This window comes from Thalassobacillus sp. CUG 92003, assembly GCF_013618635.1.
Taxonomy (GTDB): domain Bacteria; phylum Bacillota; class Bacilli; order Bacillales; family Halobacillaceae; genus CUG-92003.
On sequence record NZ_JABLSJ010000001.1, the window covers coordinates 361,337 to 375,094 of the forward strand.

Consider the following 13,758-nt stretch of genomic DNA (forward strand, 5'->3'; position numbering starts at 1 on the left):
GGAATGTATGAAGGTACACGTTTTCACATGTCGACTGATGTGTATCCCTTAGGAAAACAGCCGCTCGTGTACTATTTTAAGCAGAACGGAGAAGAACGGCCGCAGGAGACAGCGTACATTTATTATGGTGAACGATTTAACTGGGGCCAAATGTATGACGATGTGCGGGCGATGGCAGGCTACTTGTTGGAAAGTGGTTTCGAAAAAGGTGATCGGATCGGTCTGTTTATGCAAAACAGTCCGCAGTATGTGATTGCTCACTATGCTGTTCAATTCATAGGTGCGATCGTTTGTCCGCTGAACCCCATGTATAAAGCAAGCGAGCTGGAATATTTGGCCGAAGAAGTAGGAATGACGGGACTTTTTTGTGGCGAAGAACTGCTTCGCGAATGGCGGAATACTCCTGTGGCTCTTCGGAAAGTGGTCGTGATCCGCTATGAAGATTATCTGCCAGAACGCTCCGACATGCCTATACCTGAAGATATTAAGGGAGAGTCCGTCCCCCTGAAAAATCCGGAAGTGGCATGGCAAGAGGCCGTTGCGTCTGCATCTATTTTGGATGAGCCGGCTCCCGTGAACATGGATGATACTGCGCTGTTGGCCTTTACCTCAGGGACCACAGGACGTCCAAAAGCGGCTATGCTGAGTTATGAAAATGCCCTTTATAAAACAGCTGTGTCCGTGGAGATGAATGACGTGGGAGATCGGGAAACGTGGCTGGCGGTGATGCCGCTCTGTCACATCGCCGGGATGGTGATGGGCGTTAATATCCCTGTGTTTACGGGCTCGCCATGTGTTTTGTTTGCCCGCTTTGATCCGCAGACGGTTTTACAAGCGCTCAATCGGTATGATGTCACCGTATGGTACAGCATTGCCCCGATGAACGAAGCGATTTTATCGATTGCTGAATCGGCACAGCTCCATCATTTACGGCTGAATTTGTGTACCAGCTTTGGTATGCCGGTAACAGAAAAGCTTGCTGCCCGTTGGAAGGAGCTAGCCCCAGACTGTGCTTTGTATGAAGGTGCCTACGGATTGAGTGAAACCCATACGGTTGATACTTACATGCCGCGAGATCATGTGAAATTCGGCTCGGTCGGCGTTCCTGTAGCAGGTACGACGCTCGAGATCCATGATGCGGCGACAGGAGAGCCGCAACCTCCTGGTGCTCCCGGTGAAATTGTCATTCACAGTCCTGGTGTCTTTAAAGGGTACTGGGGCCGTCCTGATGCGACACGCGAAACCTACCGGGATGGGTGGCTGCATACGGGGGACATCGGGTATATTGATGAGGAGGGCTACCTTTACTTTGAAGGGCGCATAAAAGAAATGATTAAATCTTCCGGTTTCAGCATATTCCCGGATGATGTCGAAGCGCTCATTAAGGAACACCCAGCTGTTGCCCAAGTCGCTGTAATCGGTGTGCCTGATTCCAGTAAGGGGGAAGTCGTTAAAGCATTCGTCATCCCTGATCCAGATCAACCACGGCTCAGTGAGGGAGATTTGATTCAGTGGGCCAAAGACCATATGGCCGCCTATAAAGTCCCGGCACACGTAGAATTCCGCGAAACCCTGCCCCAAACCGGCGCAGGCAAAATCCTCCGCCGGCACCTCGAATAAACGTACCTGGTACGAAAAGCGGTTTTTGAAATGAGCCGGGCGTGTCATTTTTGTTTATGGAACTTCAGGTTTGGGGTTGCCCCAAGGCTCTGGGGTTCTTTTTTTATGTTTGATGTGAAATGGTAAACAAGATTTAACATTTTGCGTATGCAGCCGATGATACAAGTGAGGGCTATAAATCTATTAGCTATAAAAAAATGGTATACGATGGTTACATATTTTGTGATAGTTACTAAAGTTAATATATAAGGCGGTGACAGTGTGGATAAAACATCAGTAATAGGGATACTTTTAGGCATCATTGCTATTGGTGTCGGAATGGTTTTGAAAGGTGTGAGTGCAGCAGCGATCATTAATCCGGCAGCCTTGCTGATTATCTTCCTCGGTACAGCAGCTTCGGTGTGTATTGCTTTTCCGGTCAGCACAATCAAAAAAATTCCGACTCTCTTTAAGATTATTTTTAAGGAAGAAGAGCAGCCAGATATAAAGGAATTAATTGAAACGTTCACGGAATGGGCCGACACGACGAGGCGTGAAGGGTTGCTCGAGTTAGAGCGCAAGATCCATGAAGTCGATGATCCATTTCTAAGGTCAGGTGTTCAGCTGGTTGTAGACGGTCAAACGCCCGAATTTATCCGTGACGTGATGCTGGAAAAAGTTGATGCGATGGAACAGCGCCATCAGAAGGGTGCATCTGTGTTCACACAAGCGGGGACTTATGCACCCACGCTGGGTGTGTTAGGAGCAGTGATCGGGCTGATCGCAGCGCTCGGTAATTTACAGGACATGGAGAAACTAGGGAGTGCTATTTCGGCCGCGTTTATTGCGACATTATTGGGGATTTTTTCAGGCTATGTGCTGTGGCATCCGTTTGCCAACAAATTAAAAGAAAAATCGAAGAATGAGATTCAGATCAAGCACATCATGATTGAAGGCATTCTATCGATTACCAATGCAGATTCCCCAATGATCATGAGGGATAAACTCAGCTCGTATCTGTCTCCGTCTGAGCTTTATGAAGAAACAGAAGAAATAGAAGAGCAGGAGGGAGAAGATGCGCAGAAAGAAACAGCATAAAGATGAAAACCATGTGGATGAAACGTGGTTGATTCCTTACGCCGATATGTTGACGCTTCTCTTGGCCTTATTTATTGTTTTGTTTGCGATGAGTGAAGTTGATAATCAACGGTATGAACAACTTGCACAAGTTTTTAAAGGGGAATTCAATGGAGGGAATGGGATTTTAGAACAGCAAAACACGCCGTCAGAGGATCCCCCGCCAATCACGATCGATGAGGAAAGAGAAGAAGATGAAGAACGAGAGCAATTGGAACAACAAGAACCTGAGGAAAACAAGGAAAAAGAGGAAGGCGAAGTGGAACTCCGTCAATTAAGGGCGCTGCAGGATCAAGTGAACAATTACATTGAAAAAAATAATCTTGCAGACGTGTTTGGCACAAAATTATCGGACGAAGGCCTGCTCATTTCCATTTTTAACGAAGTGTTTTTTGAGTCGGGAAGTGCTACGGTAAGAGGCGAAGGTGAAACAATTGCCGGGGAGGTCTCCGAGTTTTTACATACAGACCCTCCTCACCAGATCGTCGTCAGCGGCCATACGGATAACCGCCCCATCAACAATGATGAATTTTCCTCGAACTGGGATCTAAGCGTGATGCGTGCCGTTAATTTTATGAGTCTATTATTGGAAAACAGTGACCTGGATGCCAGCTTATTCAGTGCGAAAGGGTACGGGGAACATAACCCCGTCGCACCCAACGATACAGCAGACAATCGAGCCAAAAATCGCCGCGTCGAAATCCTCGTCCTACCCAACACCGAAATAGAATCATAACACGTATCTGAAGCGTACCTGGTACAAAAACGAATAAATGAAAAGAGCCGGGCGTGCCAAAATGGCACGCCCGGCTCTTTTGAAATGCACTGATTTGTACCAGGTACGCATCAATTCTAGCATCAATCGGTTAGGGTGAAGGTTCTGGTGGTGATGTTTTGGCTGTTGGGGCCGATGGATACTTGGAAGCGTCCGGGGTCGCTTGTATAGTCCAGGTTAGCATGGTGATAGCGCAGCTGGTCTTCTGTGATCGTAAACGCAATTGTCTTGGTTTCACCGGGCTCCAGAACGATTTTTTGGAAGTCTTTCAATTCATTGACTGGCCTTACAATCTCACCGGCCACATCGCGAATATAAAGCTGGACGACTTCTTCACCAGCTGCCTCACCCGTATTCGTCACGTTCACAGAGACATGCAGCGAATCCCAGGCCGTCATCGTGTCACTTGAAAGTGTGAGATTGCTGTATTCATAGGTGGTATAGCTCAACCCGAAGCCAAAGGGCAGCATCGGTTCGTTCGGTATGTCCAAATATTGAGAGACGAAGCGTTCCTGAGCATCGGGTGCATCTTTGGGACGCCCTGTGTTGAAATGATTATAGTAGACAGGAACTTGTCCCACAGTGTAAGGGAATGACATCGCTAAGCGTCCTGAAGGGTTGACTGCCCCAAATAAGAGGTCTGCCACGGCTGATCCGCCTTCGGTTCCGGGATACCAGGCTTCCAGCACAGCGTCCGCCTCATCGAGCACACCGTGCAAGTCGAGCGGCCGTCCATTAAATAGCACAGCTACGACGGATTTGCCTAGGCTTTTCACACGCTCAATCAGCTTCAGTTGTGCATCAGGCAGCCGGATATCAGCGCGGCAGCCGGCTTCTCCGCTCATATAGGAACGTTCCCCGAGTCCCAGAATAATAACGTCTGCTTCCTCAGCAGCATGGACAGCAGCTTGCATGTCTTCTTCCGTTCCGCTTTCCACGCTGCATCCTGGCGCGATGGTCAAGCGATCCGGATTTACATACTGTCTCAATCCGTCTTCAAGCGTCACTGTATCTTCTTCAGCACCGAGCCACGACCACGGCCCCAGAATGTCTGCATCCCGGGCGAACGGCCCTATTAAACTTACTTTCTGATTTGGGTTCAAGGGCAGCACGCGGTCATTTTTTAATAGAACAGAAGATTTGGCAGCCAGCTCCCGGGCAGCACTGCGATGTTCGGCGCAAAGAACGACCTGCTCTTCTAAAGCAGGGTCTGCACCCCGGTGTGGATTGTCAAATAAGCCGAGTTTTTGTTTCAGCTGAAGGATACGCAGAACGGCTTCATCAACAGTTTCCTCGTCAATGGCACCTTCCTCGATTAAACCTTGTAAATGACTGGTATAGCAGCCGGTCATCATTTCAATGTCAACGCCTGCGGTGATGGCTTTTTGGGCCGCTTCTTTTTCATCTTCAGCGACACCGTGCGGAATCAGTTCTTTGACGGCTCCCCAGTCCGAAATAAGCACCCCGTCGAATCCCCATTCATCCCGCAAGAGATCTCGCATCAAAGGTTTGTTTCCGGTAGCAGGGACGCCGTTTAAGATATTGAATGATGTCATGACCATTTCGCAGCCTTCGTCGAGGGCAGCTTTATAAGCCGGCAAATACATCTCGCGCAGTTGGCGTTCGGACATATCCACGGTATTATAATCGCGCCCGCCTTCAGGTGCACCATAGGCAGCAAAGTGTTTGACGCATGCCGCCAGACGCCCGAGGTCACGGGTCACATCCTCGCCTTGAAAACCGCGGACATACGCTCGGGCTATTTCACTGTTTAGGTAAGGGTCTTCGCCCGTGGATTCCATCACTCTCCCCCAGCGTGGATCGCGAGACAGGTCAACCATAGGGGAAAAGGTAACGTGTACGCCTGAGACAGCTGCCTCATTTGCGGCGATTTCCGCGCTTTTCTCGGCAAGCTCCATATCCCAGGAACACCCGATGGCAAGCGGTACGGGGAAAATGGTTTTGTACCCATGGATGATATCTGACATGAATAACAACGGGATGCCTAAGCGATTTTCGGCAAGGTGGGTGTTCTGGATGTTCATGATTTCTTCCGCACCTGAAGCTCCGAGGACAGATCCTGTATCTTTTATACTTTCTTCATCAATTCCCATGTTTTTCATAGGACCGGTGATCTGCCCGCCGTCCGAAGCTCCTTTTAAAAACGGGGTTGCCAGCTGCACGAGCTGGCCTATCTTTTCGTTCAGTGTCATCTGTTCCAGCAACGAGGCGATGTGATTGTCCGCCATAAAAAAACCTCCCAGTTCATTCGATAAAAGTGAAACGTTTCGAGTTTAGTATAATTGGAGTATAAGCGCTTTTTTTATACGAGTCAATCGTGAAAATACATTTCTCTATTTATATTGAAAAAGGTAAATATTTGCTTTTTAATGCTTATATGCCAGTGTTATAGCGCTTTTCGGCCCCTTAAATTCCTTGGAAAAATGACCTCGCCGCCAATAAAATTACAAAAATTTTCGAAAAACTATTGAAAGCGGATACACGATTCATTACAATCAATGTATCGAAACGTTTCAATAAAAGTTTGTTGAGGAGGAAAGAATTCAGCTTTGGTCATAACATGAGGCAAGGTCGAGTGGGCGCTATCGTTCTATCATTTAACTTATTAAAAGGAGTCGGTTGGTAATGAAAAAATCGTTGGTAATGATCATGCTTTCGACAATGGTAATGGCTGCTTTTCTCAGTGGTTGTTCCAACAGCGAAAGTAATGCTGATGGGGATGACAAGACTATTTCTGTTTGGGCCATGGGGGAAGAAGGTAAAAAGCTGAAAGATTTGGCCGCGAAATTCGAGCAGCAATCTGATGTCAAAGTGGATGTTCAGGCGATTCCGTGGGACAGTGCTCATGATAAGCTGTTGACGGCAGTTGCTTCCCAGAACGGACCTGACGTGCTGCAGTTGGGGACGACCTGGGTGCCTGAATTTGCTGAGGCAGGTGCGTTGCTAGATTTAACAGAGTATCAGGAAGAGTATCCGGAATTTAAACAAGAAAACTACTTTGAAGGCGCTCAGGACACGATGGAGTACGATGGCCAAGTGATCGGCGTGCCATGGTATGTCGAAACCCGTGTTCTTTACTATCGTGAAGATTTGTTGGCAGAAGTAGGCTATGATGAAGCACCGGCTACATGGGACGAGTTGAAGGATGCCTCGAGTAAACTTGCTGATCGTGGCGAAGGGCAATACGGACTAGATATTGACCAGAATGATCAAATCACACCGTTCATTTTCGCCTGGCAAAATGGGTATGAAGCGGATATGGAAAACGATGATTTGAACTTGGACAGCCCTGAATTCGTTGGGGCAATCGAGTATTATCACAGCTTCTTTGAAGAAGGCATCAGCCAGACGACAGAAGGAGAAGATATTACACAAGCCTTCAGTAAAGGGTCGAAGCCGATGTTCTTCAGCGGCCCTTGGATGATCAGCATTCTGAATGATCAGGCTCCTGATTTGAAAGGTAAATGGGGCACGGCGGTTATGCCGAAGAAGGAAACAGGAGATTCCAGTATCGGCGGTGCTAACTTTTCCATCTTCCATAACTCTGAAAAAGTAGATGAGTCACTCGAATTCCTTTCCTTCATAAGCGAAGTCGATACACAGATGGATTGGTTGGAGATGTCTAACACCTTACCGTCTCGCGTTGAAGCATGGGAAAAATCTTCCTTACAAGACGATCCGATGTACGCTAGCTTCGGAAAACAGCTGGAGAATGCGAACGCTGGGCCGCAGATAGAAGAGTGGGATCAGGTGACGCAAGAGTTGTTGGACAGCATTGAACGGATTAATAAAGGCGATGCTGATGTAGAAGCAGAGCTGGAGAAATTCAACGAAAAAGTTCAGGAAATCAGAAGCGAATAAATATGTCCGAACGACTGAGTGAAATAGCGGGGGCAGCGATAAGCCGCTGTCGCCCTGTTTCATCACCTTATGCGGTGAAAAAGCAAATGGAGTAAGGTGGGAGAATATGAATGATGTATTCAGACGTACATTGAGAAATCGACATCCCTATATGTTTATAGCGCCAGCCGTCATTTTGCTGACGATCTTCAGCATCATTCCCATTTTGATTGCTTTTGTCATCAGCTTTACGAATTTGGATCTGAAAGGGTTGGCTGATTGGTCCAATATTGAATTTATCGGGTTGGAAAATTATAAAGAGCTTCTGAGTGATGACGTCTTTGTGACTTCGCTCCTTAATACAGGGTTTTATGTCGTGATTGGCGTACCCCTGGTCATCATTTGTTCGTTGTCGATTGCTTTACTGCTCAATTATGGCACGAGCATGCTGTTTAAAATTTTTCGTTCCGTCTATTACATGCCGTCGATCACCAATATTATCGCGGTCGCTGTGATTTGGGGCTATCTTTATAACACGGAATATGGCTTGTTTAACTATTTGCTTTCATTAATGAGTATTGAGAACATCCCCTGGCTTGAAGAACCGACGATCGCCAAAATATCGTTAATCATTTTGGCTGTCTGGAAAGGCATCGGGATTAATATGATTATCTTTTTAGCAGCTTTACAGGGCATTCCGCGTTCCTATTATGAAGCAGCTGAAATGGATGGGGCCAATCGCGTGCAGATGCTGTTCAACGTGACGCTCCCGTTATTGCGCTATGCCACCTTCTTTGTAACCGTCACGACGTTAATCGGCTGGATGCAGTTTTTTGAAGAACCATTTGTTATGACGGATGGGGGACCGCTTGACGGTACGATTTCTATCGCCCTGTTCATTTATAAGGAAGGTTTTCAGTATAGCGAATTCGGCTACGCCGCTGCCGGATCATTCGTATTATTCATGTTGATTATTGTGGTGACACTCGTGCAATTCAAACTAAGGAAATCGGACGTTGAACACTAAGAGCGGTCAGATTGCAGACGGAGGTGACGAACATGGCGACAGCCGCTAAAAAAAGTACATTTGAAAAAACGCTGGTCACGATTTTATTGGTCGTGGGAGGCATCGTGGTCTCCATCCCATTCTTCTGGATGGTGTCAAGTTCATTCAAACCGGAGAGTGAAGTGCTGCAAATTCCGCCGACCATCTTTCCGGAAAACCCGACATTGGCAAACTACGTGGAATTATTCCAGAGCTTGAATTTTGCCGTCTATTTACGCAACACCTTGATTATCGTTGTGTTTTCTTTTCTCGGGTTGTTATTTAACGCGATGGCCGGGTATGGATTTGCCAAATTCGAATTTAAAGGGCGCGAAAAAATCTTTTACCTTGTGCTGGCGACCATGATGATTCCAGGGCAGGTGACCATGATTCCCGTGTATTTGCTTTTAAACGAAATGGGTCTCACAAATACGATGGCGGGGATCATTTTACCCGGTTTAGCCGTCGCGTTCAGCATTTTCTTGTTCCGCCAGTTCATGACGACCATCCCCACGGACTTAATTGAGGCAGCACGGCTGGATGGGGCCGGTGAGTTTTATATATTTTTCCGGTTGATTATGCCGGTCGCCAAACCGATTTTTGCGGTCCAGGGTATCCTCACCTTTATTGCCGCCTGGAACAGTTTCTTATGGCCGTTGATCATTGCGAATGATGAAGGCTTATATACATTATCGGTGGGATTGTCCTTACTTCAGGGGCAATATGCGAATAATTTCGCCTTACAGATGGCCGGCGCTGCTTTCATGGTTGTCCCGATCATCATTATATTTTCCTTTTTCCAGAAATTCATCGTGGAAGGATTTACGATGTCAGGTATCAAATAAAGGCGTGAAGATTGAAAAAGGAGTGATGGCATGACAGCTACGTGGTGGCAGCGTTCCACTGTCTATCAAATTTACCCGCGAAGTTTCAACGATTCGAACGGTGATGGAGTCGGGGACATTCCCGGCATCATCGAGAAACTGGACTACCTCGTCGATTTGGGGATCGATATCATTTGGCTCAGCCCGGTCTATCAATCTCCGAATGACGATAATGGGTATGACATCAGTGACTATTATGCGATTATGAGCGATTTTGGCACGATGGAAGACATGGAAAGATTAATTGCTGAAGCGCATAAACGAAATCTCGCGCTTATCATGGACCTTGTCATCAACCATACGTCAGATGAACATCCCTGGTTCAGGGAAGCCAGCACCTCGCGCAGCAATCCGTACCGCGATTTTTATATTTGGCGCAGTGGAGACGAGGGGCCGCCGAGTGATTTGCGCTCCGTGTTCAGCGGGTCTGCATGGGAATACGATGCCAAAACGGATGCCTACTATTTTCATTTGTTCAGCCGAAAACAGCCGGACTTGAACTTACACAATCAAGACGTGAGGCAGAAGATATATGAGATGATGCGTTATTGGCTGGAAAAAGGGATCAACGGTTTTCGTATGGATGTCATCGATCTGATAGGCAAAGAAGTGGATAGAGGAATCATCGCGAATGGTCCTAAACTCCATGAGTATTTGCAGGAGATGAACAAAGAAGTGTTAGCGCCTTATCGTGACGCGATCATGACCGTCGGGGAAACGCCGTCAGTCGATCCGGAACAGGCGAAATTATACACGCGGCCGGATCGTCACGAACTCGACATGGTATTCACGTTTGAGCACATGTCGCTCGATGAAGTGGCTGGAGAAGGAAAATGGGCCTTAAAGCCTTTGGATCTTCGAGATTTAAAGCAGGTTCTAAGCAAGTGGCAGACGGCGCTTCATAAAGAAGGGTGGAACAGCCTCTATTGGAATAACCATGACCAGCCTCGAATTGTTTCCCGCTGGGGCGATGATACAGTTTATCGGGTCAAATCAGCCAAAATGCTTGCTACCGTGCTTCATTTGCTGCAAGGCACGCCGTATATTTACCAAGGTGAAGAAATCGGCATGACGAATACGACGTTTAACAACAGTGAAGATTTTAAAGATATTGAAATGATCAACATGTATCATGAACGCATTGAGCAAGGGGATGACCCGGCTGATATCATGGCTTCGATTCAAGCTAAAGGGCGGGACCATGCCCGGACGCCTATGCAGTGGAACGACGGACACGAGGCAGGTTTTACGACAGGTGAACCGTGGATGAAGGTTAACCCCAACTACAGGGAGATTAATGCCGAGGCTGCTATGCGCGATCCTGAGTCTATCTATCATTATTATAAGCAGTTGATCCAGTTGCGAAAAAACTATGAGATTATCGTGCATGGCAGCTATCAGCTGGTGGATGCTGAGCATGCGGAAGTATTCGCTTATGTCAGGACGCTCGGGAGTGAAAAGTTGCTAGTGGTGGCTAATTTTTATACGGGGGAGCCTCATTTTGAATGGCCAGAGGAGTTGCGTGAGCTAACAACTGATATTTTAATCAGCAATTACGAGGACCCACCTGGCGGGCAAAAGGACATCAAGCTGCGCCCCTATGAAGCAGTAGTTTATCTATTAAACCCAGTTACATCTCAATGTTGATTTTTCAAATGGGCAATATATAAAGTTAAGCTCTTAGGTCCGTTGCGAAATATGAGTTTGGGGTGGCTGGGAAACAACTCGCTTTCCTGCGGGGAACCGGCAAGCCTCCTCGGTCGCTTCGCTCTCTGTGGGGTCTTGCCGAGCTCCTTTTTCCCGCGGGAGTCTCGCCGTTTCCCAGCCACCCCACTGAAATTTTGGTGAACGGACCCTTCTAAAGGAGAAAACGAATGTAGCCTGAATTGCTTCAGAATGCCTGCATAGTAGTATTTTTGTGAACAATCTTGTTGGATATGCTGGGTTTCAATAGGGTCCCCTCCATCTTAGGAAGACCCTACCTATGTGGATTCGATAAATTCTATGTTTTTTTAATCTCGAAGCCTATTTTTTCAAATAACTACTTTTTTATTATTGAATGCTTAAGTAGGATGCATGGGAGGAGTCAGACATGACGGTTACTTTGACAGAAGGTAAATATCGGATAAATGACCAAGACGTTTTGTTGTATGGCGGGGAACTGCACTATTTTCGAATTCCCCGTTCAGATTGGGAACAGCGCATTGATTTATTAATCGACGCGGGCTGTAATCTCATCAGCACCTACGTCCCCTGGATTTGGCACGAATATGAGGAAGGCGCCTTTGATTTTACGGGGGAAACGGTAGCAGAACGCGATTTGCAACGTTTTCTAGAGCTGGCTGCGGCCAAAGGCTTGTACTGTCTTGTCCGGCCAGGCCCTTATATTATGGCTGAGGTACGGAACGAGGGGGTTCCGTCCTGGCTGTTGGAGCAATACCCGGAAGTGATCGCGAAGCAACAGAATGGTGAAGACCATCCCGCGCGTGTCGTCGCTTACATGCATCCTTTATTTCTGGAAAAAGTGAAACGTTGGTATGAAGCTGTCAATGCCATTATTGCGCCGCAACAAATCAGTCACGGCGGACCGGTGGTGACGTATCAGCTCTGTAATGAAATCGGCATGTTGCACTGGGTAACCAACACGTCTGATTATAACGAAGCGACGTTGCACTATTTCATTCATTTTTTAGAAAATAAATACGGCTCGATCGCTTTGTTTAATGAAGCATACGGACTGGATGCTCCGTCATTTGCAGCTTTTGTAGACACCTTTAAAACAGGGCTCACGGAAGACCATCCTTCTTTCCATTGGGAGTGGGGCCTGTTTTGGCGGACGTATATCAAGGATTACGCTGAGGTCTTAAGAAGCCTGGCGATTCATACGGGCATCAACGTGCCGTTCTTGATTAATGTCCATGGGTTTAAGAACTTTTCCATGTCGAGCCGCGGGGTGGATTATCCGATTGGTCTTTCCCAACTGTATGAGGCAGCTGGCTTGCCGAACACCCTTATGGCTGGCGATTTTTACCCAGGACACATCGGGCATGATACGTATCATGACTTAGCCCTTAGTTGTGAATTTACGAAAGCGATTTCTTCACCTGAACAGCCTTTATTTTCAGCGGAGTTCCAATCCGGGCGATTGCAAGACCGACCGCGGCTATACCCGCAGGACTTGGATTTGAATACACGTACGTGCGTGGCTCATGGCATGAATGCCATTAATTATTATATGTTTGCAGCCGGGGAGAACCCGGACGATATTGGGATATTTGGACGGCGTCACGATTGGCAGGCTCCGATAAATGCCAAGGGTGATACCCAGTTGAATTATGATCCAGCACAGCATCTAGGGCGCATGTTCCAAACGATAGGTTCGCAGCTTGTCAATGCTGAAAAAAGAGCGGAGACCTATATTGGGTTTGACCCGGACAATTATATGACGGAGTTCGTTGATCCGCGGGATGCAGACTGGCTGAAAACGTTGGAAGTCAAAAGAGAGGAATTCGCCTATGAAGGTATTCTGCGTTTGTTGACCATTGCGAACATTCATTACCGGGCCGTGGATTTGCACAAGCCGATTGAACCGGAGCGTGTCCCCTCATTATGGGTGTTTGCAACTGAGCACATGGCAAAGGATCTTCAACAGCGCTTGGCTGATTATGTGAAAGCGGGCGGTTATCTCGTGCTGTACCCTGAGATTCCCCTGTGGGACCGCCATGGTCGTCCGTGCACGGTTCTGCAGGAAGCCTTGCAGCTGGGACAGTGGGAGCATCTGCCGGGGAATGATTATCTGGATGTTCTCGGGGTTGATTCCGTCAATGTAAAACAGCGACTTGCCTTTCATAAGAACGAGGGAAAACGAGTTGCTGTGTTTCAGCGCAATGGAAGCGATGAGACCGCTGCCTACACGAAACAGGTGGGCGACGGGACGATCATGGTGCTCGGGTTCGGCATTCGAAATGATTTCGATTACCAGGTCGAGGTGATTCAGGAACTTGCTAGGGAAATCGGCATATCGCCTGCCTTCACGTCTTCGAACGCTGAGCTCTCCATCGTTCAGCGGAAAAATGATCAGACCTCGTTTGTGTTTGTGACGAATTATGATGACATTCAGCAAAGTGGTGTAATTTATGAACAGGGTAAGGCGTTATTCGATGGAATCCCTGTAACCCTTCCCCACCGTTCGAGTGTCTTGTGTTTGCAGCATTATCCGCTTACAGATGGGGTGATGATCGATTATGCGACTGTGGAATTGGAGCGAGTGGATGAACATGAAGATCGCTTGCTCCTCATGGTTAAACCCGTCGGGGACGGAGGCGCGATTGCGTTCACCCATGGGTCGGACTGGTCCATCCACACTGAGGCCGATTTGCGTGATATTCACGAAACCACGACCATTGAACTGAGAAGGAATGGTTCTTAAGGTGGATATCCGATAGAGAATGCTCTAT

At 47.5% G+C, this 13,758-nt stretch carries 9 protein-coding genes; 8 read left to right on the top strand and 1 reads right to left on the bottom strand.

Features of this window, described 5'->3' with window-relative positions; all coding sequences use genetic code 11:
* Positions 1 to 3: 3 nt before the first annotated feature.
* The 3 genes from HOP45_RS01670 to motB all read left to right on the top strand — a co-directional run bounded on the left by HOP45_RS01670 (position 4) and on the right by motB (position 3,472).
* On the top strand, positions 4 to 1,620 hold the full coding sequence (locus HOP45_RS01670; RefSeq protein ID WP_181347158.1) for a class I adenylate-forming enzyme family protein: 1,617 nt from the start codon (positions 4 to 6) through the stop codon (positions 1,618 to 1,620).
* A gap of 261 nt (positions 1,621 to 1,881) precedes the next feature.
* Positions 1,882 to 2,697 (top strand): flagellar motor stator protein MotA, encoded by an 816-nt coding sequence (gene motA, locus HOP45_RS01675; RefSeq protein ID WP_181347159.1) that lies wholly within the window; start codon positions 1,882 to 1,884, stop codon positions 2,695 to 2,697.
* Complete coding sequence (gene motB, locus HOP45_RS01680) at positions 2,675 to 3,472, top strand: flagellar motor protein MotB (protein WP_181347160.1); 798 nt, start codon at positions 2,675 to 2,677, stop codon at positions 3,470 to 3,472. Before motA ends, motB begins: the two co-directional genes overlap by 23 nt.
* Before the next feature lie 122 nt (positions 3,473 to 3,594).
* Here motB and HOP45_RS01685 read toward each other — a convergent pair whose 3' ends face one another.
* Positions 3,595 to 5,760, bottom strand: a complete 2,166-nt coding sequence (locus HOP45_RS01685) for a glycoside hydrolase family 3 N-terminal domain-containing protein (RefSeq protein WP_181347161.1) — start codon at positions 5,758 to 5,760, stop codon at positions 3,595 to 3,597.
* Between the two features lie 397 nt (positions 5,761 to 6,157).
* Between HOP45_RS01685 and HOP45_RS01690 the strand changes: the two genes are divergently transcribed.
* The 5 genes from HOP45_RS01690 (at position 6,158) to HOP45_RS01710 (ending at position 13,730) form a co-directional block, all read left to right on the top strand.
* Positions 6,158 to 7,393 carry a sugar ABC transporter substrate-binding protein gene (locus tag HOP45_RS01690; protein ID WP_255437438.1) on the top strand — a complete coding sequence of 412 codons (1,236 nt, stop codon included), beginning with the start codon at positions 6,158 to 6,160 and terminating at the stop codon, positions 7,391 to 7,393.
* Between the two features lie 106 nt (positions 7,394 to 7,499).
* On the top strand, positions 7,500 to 8,399 hold the full coding sequence (locus HOP45_RS01695) for a carbohydrate ABC transporter permease (protein WP_181347162.1): 900 nt from the start codon (positions 7,500 to 7,502) through the stop codon (positions 8,397 to 8,399).
* Between the two features lie 32 nt (positions 8,400 to 8,431).
* Positions 8,432 to 9,262 carry a carbohydrate ABC transporter permease gene (locus HOP45_RS01700; protein ID WP_181347163.1) on the top strand — a complete coding sequence of 277 codons (831 nt, stop codon included), beginning with the start codon at positions 8,432 to 8,434 and terminating at the stop codon, positions 9,260 to 9,262.
* Between the two features lie 30 nt (positions 9,263 to 9,292).
* On the top strand, positions 9,293 to 10,948 hold the full coding sequence (locus HOP45_RS01705) for a glycoside hydrolase family 13 protein (protein WP_181347164.1): 1,656 nt from the start codon (positions 9,293 to 9,295) through the stop codon (positions 10,946 to 10,948).
* A gap of 445 nt (positions 10,949 to 11,393) precedes the next feature.
* On the top strand, positions 11,394 to 13,730 hold the full coding sequence (locus HOP45_RS01710; RefSeq protein ID WP_181347165.1) for a beta-galactosidase: 2,337 nt from the start codon (positions 11,394 to 11,396) through the stop codon (positions 13,728 to 13,730).
* The last annotated feature ends 28 nt before the right edge of the window (positions 13,731 to 13,758 follow it).